Origin of the sequence: Pseudomonas sp. J380, from assembly GCF_009827115.1 — a bacterium.
Taxonomy (GTDB): domain Bacteria; phylum Pseudomonadota; class Gammaproteobacteria; order Pseudomonadales; family Pseudomonadaceae; genus Aquipseudomonas; species Aquipseudomonas paracarnis.
The window spans coordinates 2,770,561-2,789,448 of record NZ_CP043060.1 but is presented as its reverse complement, the minus strand read 5'-3'; the positions used below and the strand labels follow the sequence as shown (position 1 = coordinate 2,789,448).

Sequence of the window (18,888 nt, the reverse complement as noted above, 5' to 3'; positions counted from 1 at the left end):
TTCGCGCCCCAGCGGGAGCAAGCTCCCTCGCCACAGTTACCGATTCTGTCTTAACTGACTGGCATTAGCCTGGTGCCGGGTTTATTTTTGCCTGTTGGTCTGTTCAGGATGCTTGTGCCGCACGTTGTTGCTCATCTTTTGCTATGAGCAGGCGATTGAGGTCTTCTCCGACATTGAGCGCCTCGATCTCGGCCAGCAGATGCGGATGCTTATCCAGTAGGCGCATGAGTGTAAACAATGGTTCAGGAGGGAAAACCTCAGCCCTTTCGTAGCGAGAAAATGAGTTTTGCCCGCGCACAGTCAACAGCTTCACTGCCTCCTTCTGAGTGAGGTGCAGTTTGCGACGGATTCGCTTCATTTCAGCCGCGATGACTTTTCTGCCATCAATCAATAATTGGTCACTGGCATCGGAATAACGCTCTGCGCTGTCATCGTCATGATCGAATTCGATTTCCTTACAAACCTGGCATTCCCAGCCCGCGATGTTTGGAATGTCGCGCATCATGCCGCGTGTGTTGATGGTGAAGGTGCGACCTGCGAAATACTGCATTCCATTATGGGTTCCGCAATTCACGCATTGTTGGGTTTTCATAAGGTTTTCTCCTTGAAGGAGATTACGGGAGCTTCGCCGCCTGGGCGGTGAGTCACCTTGATGTAAATCTCCGTACCGTACATCTTGATCAGATAGACGTCCTGCCATATCCGGTGGTCTGCATAGGTTGTCATCGATTTGTACAACATTCGCGTTTCAAGGGCGCAGACCGCCAACCGCATCTGGCCGATGCTCAATTCAAGTTGACGAGCGCTCTCCCGCGCAGTTGCCGTAAAGGCTCTGTGGCCCAGCCGGATGACTTGCGCCTTGATCAAGGCCAGATCGTAATGAGGTGTGTACTTTTCCATAAGACACCTGAGTCCAATAATTACCCTCTGAGGGTAATTTTACCAATCGAAAATACTGCTCCTTTCCCTGCCTAAAAACCCTAGTGCGTTGCCTTTGTAGGCGACTCCTAATAGGCTGTAGGAAAATTCATCCTATGATTGGACGAAAACGTAAAGCCCATGACAGACATTGCCCCGCTGATCAAACGCTCCCTGGTTGACCAGGCGCTGGAACAACTGCGTCTGCGCATTGCCCAGGGTGCGTGGGCCGTTGGCGAACGCCTGCCCACCGAGCCCGAACTGTGCGCCGAACTGGGGATCAGCCGTAATACCGTGCGTGAAGCCATGCGTGTATTGGCATTCTCCGGGTTGATCGAAATTCGTCAGGGCGACGGCAGTTATCTGCGCTCGATGACCGACCCGTTGGGCACGATGCGTGCGTTGTCTCATTGCACCCTGGGGCAGGCGCAGGAGACGCGGCAGATTCTGGAAGTGGAAGCCATCGGCCTTGCTGCGCAACGCCATACTGCAAGTGACCTGCGAGCGTTGCGCACAGCGCTGGATACCAGCGCCGCGCTGTATCAGGGCGACCTCGAGGCCTATATCAGCGCTGACCTGGCGTTTCACCAACGCTTGGTGGACGCCGCACACAACCCGGCCTTGAGCGAGCTGTATCAGTATTTCTCCGCCATCGTCGGCGCGCAGTTGCGCCAGACCCTGAACCTTTCACCGCGTCGCCAGGCCGTGTTCGACTTGCACGTTGCCCTGCTTGACGCCGTGGAACAGCAAGACCCCGAACGTGCCAAATCCCTCTGCCGGCAGTTGATCAATGAACCCTGAAACCCAACACACACCCGAACTTGAAGAGTTGTTGATTGACGCCGAGGCCGATGACGACGTGGTGCAACACAACCACCCGCTGGTGAGCCGGCCCTGGTTGCTGTTGCTGGGCCTGATCCTGGTGGCGCTCAACTTGCGCCCGGCCTTGTCGAGCCTCTCGCCGCTGTTGGCCGACGTCTCCAGCAGCCTGGGCCTGTCGGCCGCCCAAGCCGGTTTACTGACCACCCTGCCGGTGTTGTGCCTGGGCCTGTTCGCGCCCATGGCACCGATCCTGGCCCGACGCTTTGGGGCTGAGCGGGTGGTGTTCGGCATCTTGCTGACCCTGGCTGGCGGGATCATCCTGCGCAGTTCATTCGGGGAAGTGGGCCTGTTTGCCGGCAGCCTGATCGCCGGCGCCAGCATTGGCATCATCGGCGTATTGCTGCCGGGTATCGTCAAGCGCGACTTCGCCGCACGTGCGGGCGCCATGACCGGCGTCTACACCATGGCCCTGTGCCTGGGCGCCGCACTGGCGGCAGGGGCAACGGTACCCCTGAGTCATTACTTCGGCGACAGTTGGCCCCTTGGCCTGGGGTTCTGGATTCTGCCAGCGCTATTGGCGGCGTTGTTCTGGTTGCCGCAAGTCGGGCAGAAGCACGGCGCCCATCGCGTCGCCTACCGCGTGAAGGGGCTACTGCGTGACCCGTTGGCCTGGCAAGTGACCTTGTACATGGGCCTGCAATCGTCCCTGGCCTACATCGTGTTCGGCTGGTTGCCGTCGATCCTGATCGGCCGTGGCCTGAGTGCCACAGAGGCGGGATTGGCGTTGTCCGGCTCGATCATTGTGCAGTTGTTCAGTTCCCTGGCCGCGCCATGGCTGGCTACCCGTGGCAAGGACCAGCGCCTGGCGATCGTGGTGGTGATGCTGCTGACCCTCGGCGGCCTGTTCGGCTGCCTGTATGCGCCGCTGGACGGTTTGTGGGGTTGGGCGATTCTGCTCGGTCTGGGGCAGGGCGGCACCTTCAGCCTGGCGCTGACCTTGATTGTGCTGCGCTCGCGTGACGCTCACGTAGCTGCCAACCTGTCGAGCATGGCCCAGGGGATCGGTTATACCCTGGCGTCCCTTGGCCCTTTCGCTGTGGGCGTGGTGCATGACTGGACCGGCGGCTGGACGGCCATCGGCTGGATCTTCGCAGTGATCGGCCTCGGCGCCATCGTGGCGGGCCTGGGCGCCGGACGTGCGCGCTACGTGCACGTCACCTGTGAGAAGGTCTAAAGATAAACCACTTCCAGCGTGGCCGAGCCGTCAATCGGGGTTTGCGTACTCAAGTCCAGATTCTTGCGAGCATTGATCACGGTCTGCACCGTTACGTGGCTGCCTATTATGCCAATGGCGGTGGGGCCGCTGACGCTGCCCTCGATCGACGTAAAGCCCAGGTAGCTGCGGGAACCGATGTCGATGGGGTTGAGGTTGGACGTGCGCCATGCCAGGCCCCCGGTGGTGGATTCGGTGCCGTAGAGTTGCCCGTTGTTGCTGGCCTGGGTCTGCCGAGGATCGAAGGTCATGGAGTAGACGCCCAGGGGCGTGCCGTTGCTGTCGAATCCCAGCCCGTAGTAAATCTCGCTTTCGACCAGGGTCGAGTCGCTGCGGTTGTCTTGCATGCGCAGGGCATAACGTACCGGGCCGGTACACGCCATGCCGAAGAACAGGGTCTTGGCGGGAAGACGGGTGCGGGTTTCCAGGTTCAAGTCTTGTTGAGATATTTTGCCGTAGTCAATCAGGCCGCCGTTTGACAGTTGCGGCAGGCACGCGGCGGGCGTGACCAACCCCTGGACGCTGAGGTCCACCGTCGAGGCCGCCAGCGCCGCCTGGGTGCTGGTCAATAATAGAAGGCTGCAAAGGGCAGGAATTTTCATGGTACGCACTCCTACAAGTAAATGATTTCGAGGGTGCCGGACCCATTGATACGCACGACATCGCGCAGATCCAGCGATTGGGTGGGGGCCAGGTACGTCTTGATGCGCATCGTGCCGGTCAGGACCTGTATGGCGAGCGGGCCCGTAGTCACGCCGGTCTTGTCGGTAAAGCCCATGAGGCTGTTGGCAGCCATGGGGATCTGCCGCGCAGTGGAACTGCTCCAGGCTGCGCCATTGCTGGTGGAGTCGGTGCGGTACAGCGTGGATAAGCTGTCGGCGCTGAATTCCGCTGGGTCGACCGTCAGGTAGAAACGTCCGATTTTGTTGTTGCTGGCGTCCAGGTCCAGGCCATAGGCCGTTTCATCGGTGCCGCCGGTAGCCGAGCCATCGCGATTGTCTTTCATGCGCAGGCCGAAGCGGGCCGGAGCATCGCAGGTCACGCTCAGGCGTACGGTGCGCGTCGGTAGCGGTGTTTCGTGGGTGGCACTCAGATCCTTGGCGTACAGCGTGCCGTAGTCCACGACGCCCTGGTCCGACAGTGTCGGTTGGCAGGCGGTCGGCGCGAAGTGAGCGCGCAACGTGAGGTCGCGGTAACGCCCGCTTGCGCTGTGGTACATCATCCCGCTGACTTCCCAGGTGGTGGCGTCGCGTACCTGGGTGGCGGCCGGGTCGGCCCAGGCGCGCAGAGTCAACTGCAACGCCAGGGTTTTCCCCTGCAATACCGTGCCCTGGTGCAGCGGAGCGATGCCATGGTCGGGTCGCCATTCCAGCACGCTGGCGCTGCTCACCGGCGCCTGGCCTGCGCCGGGCAACAAGCCCAGTTCCACCGCCCGGCCGTCGAGTACGGCGTTGCCGACTTCGATGGCGTAGCTGCCGTTGGGAGTGAATTGCAGGCGTTGCGCGGAGGCGGCGGTGCCGCGATAAAACAGGCTCAGGTCCTGGGCCTGGGGGCAGGTGAACGTCAGGCTCAAACGGCGCTCGCCGAGCAGGCGTTGCGGCGCACTGTCGCTTTGCGCCAGGCGACTCATCAAGCCCAAATCCACCAGCGGCTCGCTGAGGTTGAATTGGCATTCCTCAAAGGCTTGAGCGGTGCCGGCAAATGCGAGCAATAACCCCAGGCTCACGTAGCGCAAACAGATTGCAGGGTGCATGGCAGTAGTCCTCATGGTGTGTGGCAACGAGCAGGTGCGGTTTCGAAATACACCGTGGGGTCGGCTTTTGCCGGCAGTTGGTAGCGCAATTCACAGCGTTTGCCTTGCGAGGTGGTGATCCACAGCGCTCCTTGGTCCAGCACATTGGGCAGGAACACCTGGCTGGCGTCCTGCACCAAGGTGATGAACTCACCTGTGTTCGTCGTAACGGACGCTCCCACGGGCATGGGGTTTCCCTGATCGTCGCTGACGGTGAGCAGCATGCGGCGGGTCAGGCCCACGCCGAATTCGACCCGATCGACAGCGCCACGCCCGGCCGAGATCATGGCCAGGCCATTGTTGATATCGGCGTTGCGCGGTAGAGAGCGGGTCTGCACTTCCACTGGGCTGCGCCCGTAGGCGGCCACCTGCGACACCACGGCCTGGCCTTGCCAGTCGGTCCAGACCGGGCCACTGGGGGTGCTGAGTTTGATGCCGCTCATGTCGCCGACGGAAACCAGAGCGAAGGTGTCGCGCACCGGGTAGGGGGTAAATGTCATACCGTCGCCATGCACGACTACACCGCCGCGGGCGCCGCCCTGGTAGCTCGAACGCTCGGCATCGGAGCGGCTGTAGCTCAAGTCGAGTTGGGTATAGCGTGGCAATGCCGAAATGCCCACGCTGGTTTCCACCTCATGGTCACTGCTGTCGTGTTCGGCGCTGACGCGGTAGCTCAATTGGTCGTCAAGCTGTTCGGTCAGGCCCAGACCGGTACGGTTTTGGCCGCCGGAGTTGCGCACCCAACTGCGCACCCGGCGGCTTTCGCCCAACGGCACGCTGACAGTGAGGTAGACCGCGTTGTCCTGTTGCTGGCGTCCGCCCATCTGCCACTCGGCGCTGGCCGATAACGAGACTGCGCCAATGCTCGTGCCCCACGCTGCGAGCGCGCGGCTGCTGCTGTTGCCCTCGAAGGTACTCGAACGTGAAACGCCGGCGCTGAATGCGCCCAGCTGCGGATGTGACCACCCCAGGTTGATACTTTGTTGATCGCGATAGCGTGAGTTGCGCTGACTGCCGTCGCGCTCGTAGGTGCTTTCCTCCAGTTCGCGGTAGCCGCTGCTGCGCCAGGAGTTGGCGGCGCTGAACGACCATCGCTCGCTCAGGCGCTGTGACCAGGAAAGATCAGTCTGCACGCCCGAGACTTTTTCCCACGACTGGGTGTTGGACAATTGGGCGGACACCTGGATCTGACTGTCCAGCCACGGCAGCCAGCCCAGGCTGGCGCCCGCCGAGCGATACTCGCCGGTCGCCAGCACGCCACTGCCCAGGGTCAGTTGCGGATGCAAGTTCCCGGTCCAACCGGCGCTGACCACCCACGGCGCCTCTGCCTCGGCCCCGCCGACGTTACGTACGCGCCCCGCTGCGACCGAATAGCCGGGTGCAGGCAGGCCGAGACCGAGCATGGCGGCGGGTACGGTGAAACGTCGTTCCCCGCCGACACTTTCCTTGACCGTGACTTCGACGTCCGAGCGCGTATTCAGGCGACGTACATCGTTCAGCACAAACGGCCCGGCAGGCACCACGGTGGAGTGAATCAGCGCGCCGTTCTGGCGCACTTCTACCTGTGCCGGGCTGTTGGCGATCCCCTGGATTTGCGCGCTCTGGCCTTGCTCCTGAAGGGCGTGCTCGGTCAGCACCTGCACGCCGGTGATCTGTGCGCCAGACAACACCGGGTTATAGAGGTTGATCTGCCCGGCCTGCAGCACTGCCTGATGGCTGGCGAAGGTCCGTTGCGCATAGGCCTCCAAGTGGACGCTGCGCGATAAGCCATCCTGCCAGGTCTGCACCTGGCGGCTGCGCACGATCCAGTCGCCGGCGTTGAAGCCGATTTCGGTATTGGCTGAGCCAAACCGGCTGGCGTCTTCGCCAAAGCGGTTGTAGAACCCGCTCAGGTCGTAGTTGAGCATCCCGGCAAACCCGCCGGTCTGGTAGCCCGAGATGTCCTGTTGCACGGGGCGCAGTGCTTCGGTGGGCACGACCAGTGCCAACGTCAGTGTCGACGGGTCCGGTTCCACCAGGCTTTGCGGATACCGCACGAGAAAATCCTCACAACCCACGGGTTCAGCGGGTATCACCAGGTTGGCGGCGTCCAGCAACGCACGGTCCAGGCAGGGGTTGCCCTGTTGATCGAAACTGACCTCCAGGCGTCCCCGGCGCAGGCCATTGACCCGCAGGTTGACGTTATGACGGCCGGCGGCAAAGCGCGGTGTTGCCAGCAGCAGGCTGGCCAACTGTGGATCGATGCCGCGCTGATGCAAGGTCTGGGCGTCGAAGCCTGCGGGGCTGGTGTCGTCGGCCCACGCCTTGTCCGGCATAAGCGCATACAGCAGCAACACCAGCGGCAAGGCTGGACGAATGGGCACGGCTTCGCCGTCACGGTAACTCAATACTGTTTTCACGCAAGGTACTCGCTTAGTGAACGCACAGCCCTCATTGGGTTCGGGGCTTTGGGCGTTCTGGTGACGGTCGATAAGCCGTCACTTCGTTATCCAGGCGGCGGTCTTGGCGACGCCTGTGGTTTTCTGTCAGAGGGTGATGGGGGCGTCGTAGGCCTTGACCGCAAACCCGTACACAGTGGCCGGTTGTAGCCTCACCGTCTTGGCTTGGCCACCGCTGGCAGGCACGCTCAAGGCTTCACCTGGCAGCACGTAGGTGCGCGGCAGCATCGCCTTGCCGTCGCCGGGCAACAGCCGCAGCTCCTGGGCCAGGCGCACCACATAGGGTGTGTCATTACGCACCTGCAATTGGCCGTCGCGCAGGGTCCATGTCAGGCCGGTCCAGGGGCTGCGATTGGGTGCCAGGCCCTTGGGATGCACAATCACCGGCAGGTTCTGGCGCACGGTCACGCCCACGCGGGCATGACCGGCGGCAGTGGCTGCGCGGCCCTGGGGCATGCCTTCGAACACGGCGCGTTTGAGCCGCTGGGTGAGCAACGGTTTTTGGTTTTGCAGAATAAAGCGCACCAACTGGGATTTGGACGCTTCGACTCGAGACAGCGGCGGCGTCACCACCAGCAGGGGTTCGGTGTCTTCCGGAATGTCCTGCAAGGTCACATGCAACAACGAGAGCTGGCTGTCGGAGTTGGTCACCGAAACGGAAGCTTCACCATCGGCCTCGTGGACGATCACCACGGATGTGTCCGGGACCATGCCGTCAGCCTTTGCTTGGTTGCCGAATATCAGCAGCAGGGCAATAAGGCCGAACGCGGTGTTTGAGCATGTCATCGTCATGATGGGTTTTCCATTAGGCGAAATGAGTGGGTCAGAGGTAACGCAAATCCAGAACGATGGAGCCGTCGAGGGGCACTTCCTGATTCAGGGTCAGGTACTGCGAAAAGTTGATGGCGGTGTCCACTTGAAGCTGGACCCTCAACTGGCTGATGAAGTCGGGCTGACGGTCGCCCGTCGGAGCAAATGCCATATAGGATCGTGGATAGCCATTGGGCTCGGGCGTCCAGCTTTCGCCGCTGTTGGTGGAGGCCAGGACTTGCATGGCCTGTGAGTCCCCCACTGGGTTGCGGTACGACAACGCCACGGAGCCGAGGCGTTCGTCCGGTGCATGGATGTTTCTGCCCAGCCCATAGAAAAAATCCGGTGCCAGGGAAGACTCCGCACGATTGTCGATACCCACCAGCGCAAACAGCATGGGCCTGGCGCATTGCACCTGCAGTTCGAGTTGTCGGCTGGGCAGCACGGTGAATTCGTCGACAAGGAGGGTGTGTGCGGGGATCTTTCCGTGGTCGACAAAGCCTTCATCCGACAGCTCGATATAGCAGGCATCCGGTGTCACACGACCGGTTACCGTAAGCTCGGCAGCGCTGCCCGCACTGGCCTTGGCCGCAGCGCACAGGGATAACAACAGCACGGTAAAGAAACGGGTGAACATAGTCATCGATTCATCACTGGCACGGGTGAGCACAGCCCACGGCGAAGCCCATGCCCTTCAAGGGTAAGGGCATGGGGCGCCATGGGTCAGAGGTACTTCACTTCAAGGGTGGCGGAGCCGTCGATGGTCACTTCGTTGCTCAGGTCCAGGCCGTCGGCGCGGTGAATTGCAGTGCTTACACCCACATCAACGCTCAAGTCCTTGACCGCCAGGGGCAGGGTAAGGTCCTCCATTGAGGCAACTGACATGTACAGGCCTGGGTCCAGGAACTTCTCTTTGAACCAGGTCTGGCCCTGGTCAGTGGAACCGATCGTCTGCACTACAACGCCATCATCGGCGACCGGGTTGCTCAAGGTGAGGAAGTAGTAACCCAGTTTCTGGGTATCGTTGATAAAACCCAGGCCAAAGTACGAGCTGCTCATGCTGGAACTTGCCCGATTATCAATCGGGTGCAGGGCAAACTGAATCGGAGCGTCACAGTTGACCGTCATCGTCAGGGTGCGTTTATCCAGATATGTTGCGTCGTCCAGATTCAGATCCTTGGCGGAAATCTTGCCGTGGTCGACCACGCCACCACCGGACAAGCTGGGTGTGCAAGCGCTGGGCACGATCAGCCCCTTGACGGTCAGGTCAACGGACGATGCAGCGAAGGTTGTCGCCGAGCCGAGCAGCAATACGCCGGCGGCCAGGGTGGTCAATCGGGTTTTCATCGTAGGGACTCCTTAAAGGTAATTGACTTGTACGGTGGCGTGACCGTCGATAGGGACTTCGTCGGTCAACGTCAGGTTGTTGGCAGGTGCGATGTGGGTGATCAGGCGGATCTCGGCGTCCAGTTCCTGGACTGCAATCGGTATCACGTCGTCGCTGTGGGCGATCGCCGTCAGCAAGGTATGGCTGAGCATCACCGAAGGCATCCAGGTCACGCCGCCATCCCTTGAGGTGATGGTGCGCACGGAGACGCCGTCGGCCACGGGCATATAGAGACCCAGCCCGGCATCCCCGACTTTTTCATCACTGGGTGTGGTGCCCAGCCCATGCCAGCTGAAGTGGCTGGCGGCGGTGCCTGAACGGTTGTCGATGGTGTTGAGGGTGAAGTACGTCGGCCCGTCGCAGCGCACACTCAACAGCATGGTTTCTCTGGGCAGATCGGTGTAGGTGTCGGTGTTGAGGTCCTTGACCGACACCTTGCCGAAGTCCACAGTCCCGCCGCCGGCGATGACTGGTGAGCAAGCGCTGGGGGTGATGCTGCCGCGCACGAGCAAGTCTGTGTTGCTGGCGGCGAATGCTGTCGGGCTGAGGAGCAAGGCGCCTATCAGGCCGGATGCAAAAACATTCATGTCAGTGAATCTCCTTGGGCATGGGGCAGAGGCGTTATAGGTATTTGACTTCAAGCGTGGCGGACCCGTTGATTGGAACCTCTGTGGTCAGATCCATTCCTGCTGTCGGCGCGATGATGGTTGCCACCATGAGGTCTGCCAACACCTGCTGGACCGGGGTGGGTGCCCAGCTGCCGGTGGTGTTGTCGCCAAACGAAGCGAGGTAGGAGGCTGGCCACATGTCACCTGGGAAACTTGCCCGCCAGGTGAGGCCGTTATCCGAGGACTCAATCATGGAGATCGCTGCGCCATCGGCGATTGGATTGCTTAAGGTCAGGGAGAAACTGCCTAATTTTTTTCCGCTGACCAAGCCCAGGCCATAGCTGTTCCTCGGATCGTGGGCGTCACCAACGTTATCAATGCCCTTCAGGGCTAGCAGGGTTGGCGCATCGCACGTGATGCCCAGTTGCAGGTTGTGACTTTTAAGCACGGTCCATCCATCCAGCCTCAAATCCTTGGCCGAAATTTTTCCGTGGTCGACAATCCCGCCGCTTGAAAGGCTAGGTGCACAGGCGCTGGGTGTGATCAGCCCTTTGACGGCCAGTTCCACGCTGCTGGCTGCGAATACCGATGAACTCATGGCGAGCAGCAGGGCACTGCTCAATAGGGCTACAGGGCTCTTCATTTTTCTGTTTTTTCCATTGCAGGCTGGCAGATAGAGGTGCGTGCAACGCAACGCCCGCGCTGGTGTCGGCGGGTGGTTGTCGGTGCGACGGTCTCGATATTTTTTGCGGCTGCCGGGGAGTGGCAAGCCGTCCCTCTTTTGGGGTGGGGCACAATTTAGCGAGGAGCGTGCGCGGGGGAAATACAACTAATACGACATTGGCAGGGTGGATCGAATAGGGTGAGTTCGCGTTTTTTCGTAGTTGTTGTATCGGCTTTAAGCCATTCAAAAGGTTATTGGTTTTTCGTCGATAGCATTCAAAGGAATGTGGCGATCGTTGCTGCCTAAGTAGGCCTCTATGGCTATTGCGCCAGTGCCGAAGGTTGCTGCCGTATCAATAGCTACGAAGAGGTACTGATGGGTTCGCTGTCAGGTTCAACCGCAGGCGCGAGCCGCAAATCGAGATCGCCTGTTACTCCCCCGCCTCACTGGCGGCAGTTGCATGTCCTGGTGGCGGAGGATCATTCAGCCCACCGTCTATTGCTGGGTTGCTTGCTGCGAAAACTCGGGTTGGACCATGAGCTGGTCGCCGACGGGTATCTCGGGCGAGTGGCTTATGCTTGTCGGCCCTTTGACCTGGTGATCACTGATTGCCAGATGCCCGTTATGGACGGTTACAGCATGGCCCGCGCCATTCGCCAATATGAGCACCACGTCGGCTTGAGGCGAGTGCCGATCATCGCGTTGACCGCCGACCTGCAAAACGACAGCCCCCAGCGCTGCCGCGACGCGGGCATGGATGCCTGGCTGCTCAAGCCTCTGACCCTGGAACAATTAAGTGCCGTTTTGGCGCGATGGCTCCCGGGTGCCGATCACATGCCTATCGGTGCGGAGCCTGTTGCGAAGGTTATGGGGTGGCCCGCCCGCGCGAGCCTGGTCGCGACGTTTGGCAGTGAACAGGTGGTCAATCAACTGTTGGAAAATCTGCTGGTCGAGGCTTGGCAAGATCACGACCTGTTGGGCCGTGCCTGTGCCGCATTGAACGCATCATTGACCGCCGAACGCCTGCATCGATTGACGGGTAGCCTGGTATTTATAGGAGGAACAGGGCTTGAGTCCTGTGCCGTGAGGTTGATCGAGCAGGTTCAGCGCGATGGCGTGTCTGCGCACCAGGCGGAGTTGACATCGTTCCAGGCACGCTTGCGCACCTATCTGGATTATCTGTCCACTCTGTGAAAGGTGTTTACAGAGGGTTTAAGTTATTTGGAAGTCTAGTTTTTGCTGTAGGTGGTTTCCTATTATGTTGTAGTCCAAAAAATAGCCGCTACTAAACATTGGCTTCGGCTGCAAGTGGGTCTTTGTTAGTAGTTGTTGATGAGCGCTGACAGAGGTATTTTGCGCGGATTCAAGTTGCCACCATTCGTAGGTATCTATGCTTCGAGTAATTATTGCTGACGATCACCCTATTGTTCGAGTCGGGCAGAGAGTCGTGATTGAGGCGAATGGCAAGTGCAAGGTGGTCGGCGAAGCCGACGGTCCCGATCAATTGCTCGGGGTATTGAGTACTACGGCATGTGATGTGCTGGTCACCGATTTTGCCATGCCGGGCGGTCAGCAAGCTGATGGCTACAGCCTGTTGAGCCTGTTGCGTCGTCAGTACCCGAACGTGCCGGTGATCCTGGTGACGATGTTCGCCAACGTTGCCACCCTGCGTGCCTCCTTCGCCCATGGTGCCAAGGCAGTGGTCGCCAAAAGTGCCTCTGCCAAGGAGTTGCCCCTGGCGATCAAAGCCGTGTGCGCGGGCCAGACCTTCGCCAGTGAATGCCTGCGGGTGCAACTGGTGGAGGCGGGGACAGGCAATCAGTCCCATGAGCCGCAGTTGTCCGGCAAGGAGAGCGAGGTGGTGCGTATGTTGGCCAGCGGCATGACTGTCAGCCAGATCGCGGCCAAGGTCCACCGGAGTATTTCCACTATCAGCAAACAGAAAAGTACAGCGATGCAGCGGCTGAGTATCTCTACCGATGTTGAACTGTTCGCCTATGCGCGTGCATCGGGAATGGTGCCTTAGAAAGTTGCAGTTTTATGACAGTGGTTTAACTAAAGGCCAAGTGCAGGATTCGTATTAATTGTATGGGGCTGGTGCGCTAAGTGCTCTAAATTGTTGTTAGCGCCTGCTGGCATTAGTTGAGGGTTGTTTAAAATTCCGGTCAAATTAGTTGAGACGAAATACCCATTGTGCGATGTACTTGCTTGTGCCCGCGTAACCGCTGGTTGATCGATCGTAAGTGATGCAACCCTGCCGGAGGTCAGTTGCAACGCGCCTGCATTGATAGCCGTCAAGGCCGCGCGGCTAGTGTTCAAGTCCGCACTGCCGACCGCTGAAGAGATCCAGATCGACGGCAGCGCTATTTTTGTCATGAATGCCCATGGTCTTCGCGGCCTGTGCGGATTATCGTGCAGGCCTGACAATAATTGCTGCGGAACCTGCCCATGAGTGCTGCCCACGATGCTCTGATCCACCGCTTCTATGAGGCCTTTCAGCGCCTTGACGCCGAGGCCATGGCCGCTTGCTACACCGACGATGTGGTCTTCAGCGACCCGGCGTTCGGCGAACTGCGCGGGCGGGATGCCGGTGATATGTGGCGCATGCTTACCACGCGGGCCAAGGATTTTTCCCTGACGTTCGACCATGTGCGCAGCGATGACAGCACCGGCAGTGCCCATTGGGTGGCGACGTATTTGTTCAGCGCCACCGGCAATACCGTGGTCAACGATATCGGTGCGCGGTTCGTGTTCCGTGACGGCAAGATCTGTGAACACCACGACCACTTCGACCTGTGGCGTTGGTCGCGCCAGGCGTTGGGCCTCAAGGGCCTGTTGCTGGGTTGGTCGCCCGCGCTGAAAAACGCGGTACGTGCCCAGGCGCTCAAAGGCTTGAAGGCATTTCAGGCCGGGCGTTGATAAGCTTGGCGCTCTTCTGGTTTGCCGACATCGACTTGTGACTGATCCCTCTGAACCCAAACCCTGGTTCGTCTATCTGGTGCGGGCCGCCAATGGCTCGCTGTACTGCGGTATCAGCAATGACCCCGTGCGCCGGTTTGCCTCGCACCAAAGCGGCAAGGGCGCACGGTTTTTTCTGTCCAGCCCTGCCGTGGCCTTGGTCTATACCGAGCAATGTGCGAGCAAGGGCGAGGCGCTGCGTCAGGAGCGCTTGATCAAGAAATTGAAGAAGAGTGCCAAGGAGTGCCTGGCCGCGAGTGGCCTCGAGAGCGGCATACACAAAAATAGTTGCGAACCCATGTGAGGTAAACCTGCGCCCCATCCGTGTTGTGCTTGAAACTGCGATCTATTCGCATTAACAGCGTTTTCAACACGGGTTCTCAGAGCATGAAGTCGACGGCGGGCGGTTGGGTAAAACAGTGGCTGGGAGCTTCGGTCTTGGCGGTGTCGGGGCTGGCGTTGCTGCCCTTGAGCGTTGCGCGTGCGCAGGAGCAGCACAGCGCTCAGTTCAATTTTGCCCTGGCAGCCAAACCACTGCCCCAGGCCCTGAGCGAATTCAGCCGGGTCACCGGCATCAGCGTGATCTATACCGATGAAGCGCCCTACGGCCTCAATGCCCCGGCAGTCAGCGGGCCGATGACGGCTCAGCAGGCGCTGCAACGCCTGCTGAGCCGATCCGGCTTCACGTTCCGCCAGATCGATGCCCGCACCCTGGCGCTGGAGCCGGTGCCAACCGACGGCGCGGTCAACCTCGGCGCTACCACCATCAGCGGCGCCAACCTCACCCAGGACAGCACCAGCTACCAACCGCCGCCGACCAGCTCGGTAATGCGCTCCCATGGGTTGCTGTTGGAAACCCCACAAACCGTCAACGTAGTGCCTGCTCAAGTGCTGCGCGACCAGCAACCGCGCAACCTGGATGACGCGCTGGGCAATATCAGCGGTATCACCCAGACAAACACCCTCGGCAGCACCCAGGACGCGGTGATGTTGCGCGGCTTTGGCGACAACCGTAACGGCTCGATCATGAAGGACGGTATGCCAATGGTGCAGGGCCGTGCCTTGAACGCGACAGCCGAGCGCGTCGAAGTGCTCAAGGGCCCGTCGTCGCTGTTGTATGGCATCCAGGACCCAGGCGGTGTAGTCAATATCGTCAGCAAAAAGCCTGAGCTGGTGCAGTCCACTTCCCTGACCGCACGCGGTTCGACCTTCGGCAGCGGCAAGAACGGCAGCGGCGGTAACCTCGACACCACCGGGCCCCTGGGTGACAGCGGCCTGGCTTATCGCCTGATCGTCGACCATGAAGACGAAGATTACTGGCGCAACTACGGCACCCACCGCGAAACCCTGGTGGCGCCGTCCCTGGGCTGGTATGGCGACACCACCCAAGTGCTGCTGGCCTATGAGCACCGCGAATTTCTCGCACCGTTCGACCGTGGCACCGCCATCGACCCCAAGACCAACCATCCGTTGAACATCCCCGCCACCCGCCGTCTGGATGAACCGTTCAACAATATGGAAGGGCGCTCCGATCTGTACCGCCTGACTGTCGATCATGATCTCAACGACGACTGGAAAGCCCACTTCGGTTACAGCTGGAACCGCGAGACCTACGACGCCAGCCAGGTGCGCGTGGTCAAGGTCAACACCAACGGCACCCTGACCCGCAGCATGGACGGCACCCAGGGCGCGCTGACCACCGACCGCTTCGCCACCGCCAGCCTCGAAGGCAAGGTAGATGTCGCGGGTATGCAGCACGACCTGGTGTTCGGCCTGGACGATGAGTACCGCAAGATCTACCGTGCCGACCTGATCCGCCAGGCACCGCGGGGCACCTTTGATTACACCAACCCGGTGTACGGCAACGAAGTCGCCGGTTCCAAGGTGAGCGCGCCGGACAGCAACCAGACCGACCTCTTGCGCAGCGATTCGCTGTTCTTCCAGGATGCTATCCACCTCAACGATCAATGGATTCTGGTCGGCGGTGCGCGCTACCAGATGTACGACCAATACGCCGGCAAAGGCGTGCCGTTCACCGCCAACACCGACGGCAATGGCCAGAAGTGGGTGCCTCGGGCCGGGTTGGTGTATCGCTACAGTGACGAATTGTCGTTCTACGGCAGCTACACCGAGTCGTTCAAACCCAACTCCACCATCGCGCCACTGGCCAATAAAACCGTGTTGAATGGCAGTTTGCAGCCGGAGGAATCCAAAGCCTGGGAGCTGGGTACCAAGTTCGACCTGCCGGGGCGTATCACCGCCAGCGCAGCGTTGTTCACCATCGATAAACGCAACGTGTTGGTGCAGGTAGGCGAGGGCCTGACCTCGGAGTACAGCGTGGCCGGCAAAGTGCGCTCCCGTGGTCTGGAGTTGGATGCCAGCGGCCAGCTGACGGATAGGTGGAGCCTGATCGGCAGCTATGCCTACACCGATGCAGAGGTCACTGAAGACCCTAAGCTCAAAGGCAATCGCCTGCAGAATGTGGCAAAAAGCACCGGCTCGTTGTCGGCGGTGTATGACTTCGGCAGCATCCTGGGTGGTGATCAACTGCGCGTCGGCGCCGGGGCGCGTTACGTCGGCGAGCGGGCAGGGGATGCGGCCAACAGTTTCGAGCTGCCCAGCTACACCGTGGCTGATGTGTTCGCCAGCTACGACACCAAGCTTGAGGGGCAAAAGGTCAAGTTCCAGCTCAACGTGAAAAACCTGTTCGACCGTACCTACTACACGTCCTCGGTGAATACGCAGTTTGTGTCCATGGGCGATGCGCGGCAGGTGTCGGTGTCCAGCACGCTTACCTTCTGATTCATTTATCTGTGGGAGCTGGCTTGCCTGCGATGGCATCGACTGGGTTCGCCTGATACACCGAGTTGTCTGCATCGCAGGCAAGCCAGCTCCCACAGGAAAGCGGTCGCCACATTGATAGCGAGCTGTTAGCGTTGCCGCCATTGCATGCTTATGGAAAACGCTACTGATGTACTTTGGAAAATGGCTACGCACCGGCACCCTGCTGGTCGGTTTGAGTTTTTTACTGGGCGGCTGCGCCAGCGTCTCCCACACTTCCACTCCGGCAACCCTGGATAAACTGCTGAGCGATCCGGCGCTGCAAGGTGCTACGGTCTCGCTGATGGTACGTGACGCCCGCACGGGCACCACGCTGTATCAGCACAACCCACGCAGCCGGTTGGTGCCCGCGTCCAACCTCAAGCTGTTGACCACGGCGGCGGCCATGGATGTGCTGGGACCGCAATACCGCTTCGCCACCCAACTGCTGAGCAACGGCATACGCCAGGGCGACCGCCTGACCGGCAACCTGTACCTGCGTGGCCTGGGCGACCCGAGCATTCAGTTTGCCGACTACCAGGCGCTGGCCGCGCAATTGGCCAGCCAGGGCGTGCGCCAGGTGCAGGGTGATCTGGTGTTCGATGACACCTGGTTCGATGCCGAGCGATTGGGGGTGGATTGGTCCCATGACGATGAAACCACCTACTACGGCGCGCAGATTTCGGCGCTGACCGTGGCGCCCAATGCGGATTTTGATGCGGGCAGCGTACTGGTTACGGCCAAGGCGCCATTGCGGAACGGCTCGCCGGTGAGTGTCGATATTTTCCCGCCTACTGATTACCTGCAACTGAGCAACCGTGCCATGAGCGGACCGGGCAACAGCTATGGAATCAATCGCCGTCACGGCACCAACCTGTTGCAACTCAGCGGCGCAGTAGCGCCGGGAAAGCAGAGCCAGCAATTGGTCAGCGTCTGGGAGCCAACGCAACTGGTCGCGAATCTGTTTGAACAGGCCCTGGCGCAACAGGGCATTACCGTACTGGGGCGTCGGGTGATGGGCGGGGCAAGCCCGGCGGCGGTAACGGTGCTGGCCGAGCACCAATCGGCGCCGTTACAGGCGCTGATCACACCGCTGCTCAAGCTTTCGAACAACAATATGTCTGAAGCCTTGCTCAAGGCCATGGGGCGCAAGATGGCCAATAGCGGCACGGCAGCGGCGGGTGCTCTGGCGGTGGCCGGGTTCCTCAAGCGCCAGGGGCTGGAAACCGCCACATTCAGTCAGGTCGACGGCTCAGGCCTGTCGCGGCGCAACCTGGTGTCGTCGCAAACCCTCACCGACCTGCTGCTGGCCGCCAGCAAACAGCCGTGGTTTGACGCCTGGTACAACGCGCTGCCGATTGCCGGCAACACCGACCGCATGACCGGCGGCAGCCTGCGCTATCGCTTGCGCGACACACAGGCGCAAAACAACCTGCACGCCAAGACCGGCTCCATGGGCGGCGTGTCGTCATTGAGTGGGTACATCACCGATGCCGGCGGGCGCAAGCTGGTGTTCTCGATGCTGACCAACAACTACGTGGTGGCCGGCGCGCAGGTCAAGGCGTTGGAGGATCGCGTGGCCGTGGCGCTGGCGCGCAGCGACGATTGATTCAGGGCTGATAGCCCATCCGCCAACTCACGGCCCGGGTCGCCGCCAGCAGATGCTGCGCCGCCGGGCCATCTTCATCGGCATGGAACAGCGAGGTTGGGCCGACCACGGTCATCACCGCCGCGACTTGCCCGACCGCATTGAACACCGGCGCCGACAACGCATCCACGCCGGGCATCAGCAGGCCATGTACAAAGTGCAGGCCGCGGCTGCGGATTTGCTCGCACACGCTGGCATAGGCCTGATCGTCCGCCAAGGTGTGAGCGGTGCCGGCTTGAACCTCGCGTTCGCGCAGCTCCACGGTTTCCCGCGACGGCAAGTAGGCGCTGAACACCAGCCCGGTGGACGAACTGAGCAGCGGCAACACCGAGCCCAACTGCGTCACCACGGTGACGGCGCGCACGGCCGGCTCAATCTGCACCACGGTCGCGCCCTGGTTGCCCCACACCGCCAGAAAGCAGGTTTCATTCAACTCATCGCGCAGTTCGGCCAAGGGCAGGGCGCCGACTTTCAACACATCCATGCTGCCCAGCGCCGCCAGCCCCACGCGCAACGCTTCGCGGCCCAGGCCGTAATGGTTGGTGGCGCTGTTCTGTTCGGCAAAACCCGAGGCGATCAGCGCCTGCAAATAGCGGTGGACCTTGCTCGCTGGCATCTGCACATGCTCGGCCAGGCGTGACAGCGAGGTGGCCGGGGACAGTTCGGCCAGGGCCTTGAGAATATCGGTGCCGACTTCCGCCGAGCGGACTTTCTGTTTACCGGTGTCGCGGGGCTTTTCCATGGAAGGGC

19 protein-coding genes are annotated in these 18,888 nt (G+C 60.7%); 8 read left to right on the top strand and 11 right to left on the bottom strand.

Translation table 11 applies throughout. The features are described 5' to 3' along the window. Positions 1–103: 103 nt before the first annotated feature. Positions 104–592: a type II toxin-antitoxin system MqsA family antitoxin gene (locus FXO12_RS12600; protein WP_057976156.1), complete on the bottom strand. Its 489-nt coding sequence runs from the start codon at positions 590–592 to the stop codon at positions 104–106. Beyond that, on the bottom strand, positions 589–900 hold the full coding sequence (locus FXO12_RS12595) for a type II toxin-antitoxin system MqsR family toxin (RefSeq protein ID WP_054897719.1): 312 nt from the start codon (positions 898–900) through the stop codon (positions 589–591). Before FXO12_RS12595 ends, FXO12_RS12600 begins: the two co-directional genes overlap by 4 nt. Positions 901–1,059: 159 nt before the next feature. On the opposite strand from FXO12_RS12595, the gene FXO12_RS12590 reads away from it, so the two are divergent. Further along, on the top strand, positions 1,060–1,719 hold the full coding sequence (locus FXO12_RS12590) for a FadR/GntR family transcriptional regulator (protein ID WP_057976183.1): 660 nt from the start codon (positions 1,060–1,062) through the stop codon (positions 1,717–1,719). Continuing rightward, positions 1,709–2,974 carry a CynX/NimT family MFS transporter gene (locus FXO12_RS12585; RefSeq protein WP_057976154.1) on the top strand — a complete coding sequence of 422 codons (1,266 nt, stop codon included), beginning with the start codon at positions 1,709–1,711 and terminating at the stop codon, positions 2,972–2,974. Before FXO12_RS12590 ends, FXO12_RS12585 begins: the two co-directional genes overlap by 11 nt. On the opposite strand, the gene FXO12_RS12580 is transcribed toward FXO12_RS12585, so the two are convergent. The 8 genes from FXO12_RS12580 to FXO12_RS12545 all read right to left on the bottom strand — a co-directional run bounded on the left by FXO12_RS12580 (position 2,971) and on the right by FXO12_RS12545 (position 10,817). Further along, positions 2,971–3,615, bottom strand: a complete 645-nt coding sequence (locus FXO12_RS12580) for a DUF1120 domain-containing protein (protein ID WP_034128692.1) — start codon at positions 3,613–3,615, stop codon at positions 2,971–2,973. The two genes, FXO12_RS12585 and FXO12_RS12580, sit on opposite strands and share 4 nt — an antisense overlap. A gap of 11 nt (positions 3,616–3,626) precedes the next feature. Continuing rightward, on the bottom strand, positions 3,627–4,766 hold the full coding sequence (locus FXO12_RS12575) for a DUF1120 domain-containing protein (protein WP_057976152.1): 1,140 nt from the start codon (positions 4,764–4,766) through the stop codon (positions 3,627–3,629). 11 nt (positions 4,767–4,777) lie between these two features. Further along, positions 4,778–7,192, bottom strand: a complete 2,415-nt coding sequence (locus FXO12_RS12570) for a fimbria/pilus outer membrane usher protein (RefSeq protein WP_060772947.1) — start codon at positions 7,190–7,192, stop codon at positions 4,778–4,780. 138 nt (positions 7,193–7,330) lie between these two features. Next, positions 7,331–8,035, bottom strand: a complete 705-nt coding sequence (locus FXO12_RS12565) for a fimbria/pilus chaperone family protein (RefSeq protein ID WP_034128691.1) — start codon at positions 8,033–8,035, stop codon at positions 7,331–7,333. Between the two features lie 31 nt (positions 8,036–8,066). Then, entirely contained in the window at positions 8,067–8,696 is a 630-nt protein-coding gene (locus FXO12_RS12560; protein ID WP_054921061.1) for a DUF1120 domain-containing protein, read from the bottom strand. A gap of 80 nt (positions 8,697–8,776) precedes the next feature. Beyond that, complete coding sequence (locus FXO12_RS12555) at positions 8,777–9,400, bottom strand: DUF1120 domain-containing protein (RefSeq protein ID WP_054921063.1); 624 nt, start codon at positions 9,398–9,400, stop codon at positions 8,777–8,779. Positions 9,401–9,412: 12 nt separating this feature from the next. Next, a complete protein-coding gene (locus FXO12_RS12550) occupies positions 9,413–10,027 on the bottom strand; it encodes a DUF1120 domain-containing protein (protein WP_057976150.1) in 615 nt (204 codons plus the stop codon). A gap of 34 nt (positions 10,028–10,061) precedes the next feature. Next, the gene (locus tag FXO12_RS12545) at positions 10,062–10,817 is read right to left on the bottom strand and encodes a DUF1120 domain-containing protein (protein ID WP_306109892.1); all 756 of its coding nucleotides are present in this window, start codon (positions 10,815–10,817) and stop codon (positions 10,062–10,064) included. A 270-nt stretch (positions 10,818–11,087) separates the two neighbouring features. On the opposite strand from FXO12_RS12545, the gene FXO12_RS12540 reads away from it, so the two are divergent. The 6 genes from FXO12_RS12540 (at position 11,088) to dacB (ending at position 18,099) form a co-directional block, all read left to right on the top strand. Next, positions 11,088–11,906 carry a response regulator gene (locus tag FXO12_RS12540; protein WP_057976146.1) on the top strand — a complete coding sequence of 273 codons (819 nt, stop codon included), beginning with the start codon at positions 11,088–11,090 and terminating at the stop codon, positions 11,904–11,906. Positions 11,907–12,102: 196 nt separating this feature from the next. Next, positions 12,103–12,738, top strand: coding sequence for a response regulator transcription factor (locus tag FXO12_RS12535; RefSeq protein ID WP_034128686.1), 636 nt, complete (start codon positions 12,103–12,105; stop codon positions 12,736–12,738). Between the two features lie 422 nt (positions 12,739–13,160). Next, complete coding sequence (locus FXO12_RS12530) at positions 13,161–13,631, top strand: nuclear transport factor 2 family protein (RefSeq protein ID WP_054897730.1); 471 nt, start codon at positions 13,161–13,163, stop codon at positions 13,629–13,631. A 37-nt stretch (positions 13,632–13,668) separates the two neighbouring features. After that, on the top strand, positions 13,669–13,974 hold the full coding sequence (locus FXO12_RS12525; protein ID WP_034128684.1) for a GIY-YIG nuclease family protein: 306 nt from the start codon (positions 13,669–13,671) through the stop codon (positions 13,972–13,974). An 83-nt stretch (positions 13,975–14,057) separates the two neighbouring features. Then, positions 14,058–16,472 (top strand): TonB-dependent receptor, encoded by a 2,415-nt coding sequence (locus FXO12_RS12520; RefSeq protein ID WP_057976143.1) that lies wholly within the window; start codon positions 14,058–14,060, stop codon positions 16,470–16,472. A 169-nt stretch (positions 16,473–16,641) separates the two neighbouring features. Beyond that, complete coding sequence (gene dacB, locus FXO12_RS12515; protein ID WP_057976141.1) at positions 16,642–18,099, top strand: D-alanyl-D-alanine carboxypeptidase/D-alanyl-D-alanine-endopeptidase; 1,458 nt, start codon at positions 16,642–16,644, stop codon at positions 18,097–18,099. Position 18,100: 1 nt separating this feature from the next. Here dacB and FXO12_RS12510 read toward each other — a convergent pair whose 3' ends face one another. Further along, on the bottom strand, positions 18,101–18,880 hold the full coding sequence (locus FXO12_RS12510; RefSeq protein ID WP_057976139.1) for an IclR family transcriptional regulator: 780 nt from the start codon (positions 18,878–18,880) through the stop codon (positions 18,101–18,103). Positions 18,881–18,888 lie beyond the last annotated feature (8 nt).

Coding starts and splice junctions, on each gene's coding strand:
- FXO12_RS12560 (WP_054921061.1), bottom strand. CDS start 8,696: ATGACTATGTTCACCCGTTTCTTTACCGTGCTGTTGTTATCCCTGTGC.
- FXO12_RS12535 (WP_034128686.1), top strand. CDS start 12,103: ATGCTTCGAGTAATTATTGCTGACGATCACCCTATTGTTCGAGTCGGG.
- FXO12_RS12585 (WP_057976154.1), top strand. CDS start 1,709: ATGAACCCTGAAACCCAACACACACCCGAACTTGAAGAGTTGTTGATT.
- FXO12_RS12600 (WP_057976156.1), bottom strand. CDS start 592: ATGAAAACCCAACAATGCGTGAATTGCGGAACCCATAATGGAATGCAG.
- FXO12_RS12565 (WP_034128691.1), bottom strand. CDS start 8,035: ATGACGATGACATGCTCAAACACCGCGTTCGGCCTTATTGCCCTGCTG.
- FXO12_RS12575 (WP_057976152.1), bottom strand. CDS start 4,766: ATGCACCCTGCAATCTGTTTGCGCTACGTGAGCCTGGGGTTATTGCTC.
- FXO12_RS12550 (WP_057976150.1), bottom strand. CDS start 10,027: ATGAATGTTTTTGCATCCGGCCTGATAGGCGCCTTGCTCCTCAGCCCG.
- FXO12_RS12595 (WP_054897719.1), bottom strand. CDS start 900: ATGGAAAAGTACACACCTCATTACGATCTGGCCTTGATCAAGGCGCAA.
- FXO12_RS12540 (WP_057976146.1), top strand. CDS start 11,088: ATGGGTTCGCTGTCAGGTTCAACCGCAGGCGCGAGCCGCAAATCGAGA.
- FXO12_RS12510 (WP_057976139.1), bottom strand. CDS start 18,880: ATGGAAAAGCCCCGCGACACCGGTAAACAGAAAGTCCGCTCGGCGGAA.
- dacB (WP_057976141.1), top strand. CDS start 16,642: ATGTACTTTGGAAAATGGCTACGCACCGGCACCCTGCTGGTCGGTTTG.
- FXO12_RS12555 (WP_054921063.1), bottom strand. CDS start 9,400: ATGAAAACCCGATTGACCACCCTGGCCGCCGGCGTATTGCTGCTCGGC.
- FXO12_RS12580 (WP_034128692.1), bottom strand. CDS start 3,615: ATGAAAATTCCTGCCCTTTGCAGCCTTCTATTATTGACCAGCACCCAG.
- FXO12_RS12520 (WP_057976143.1), top strand. CDS start 14,058: ATGAAGTCGACGGCGGGCGGTTGGGTAAAACAGTGGCTGGGAGCTTCG.
- FXO12_RS12590 (WP_057976183.1), top strand. CDS start 1,060: ATGACAGACATTGCCCCGCTGATCAAACGCTCCCTGGTTGACCAGGCG.
- FXO12_RS12530 (WP_054897730.1), top strand. CDS start 13,161: ATGAGTGCTGCCCACGATGCTCTGATCCACCGCTTCTATGAGGCCTTT.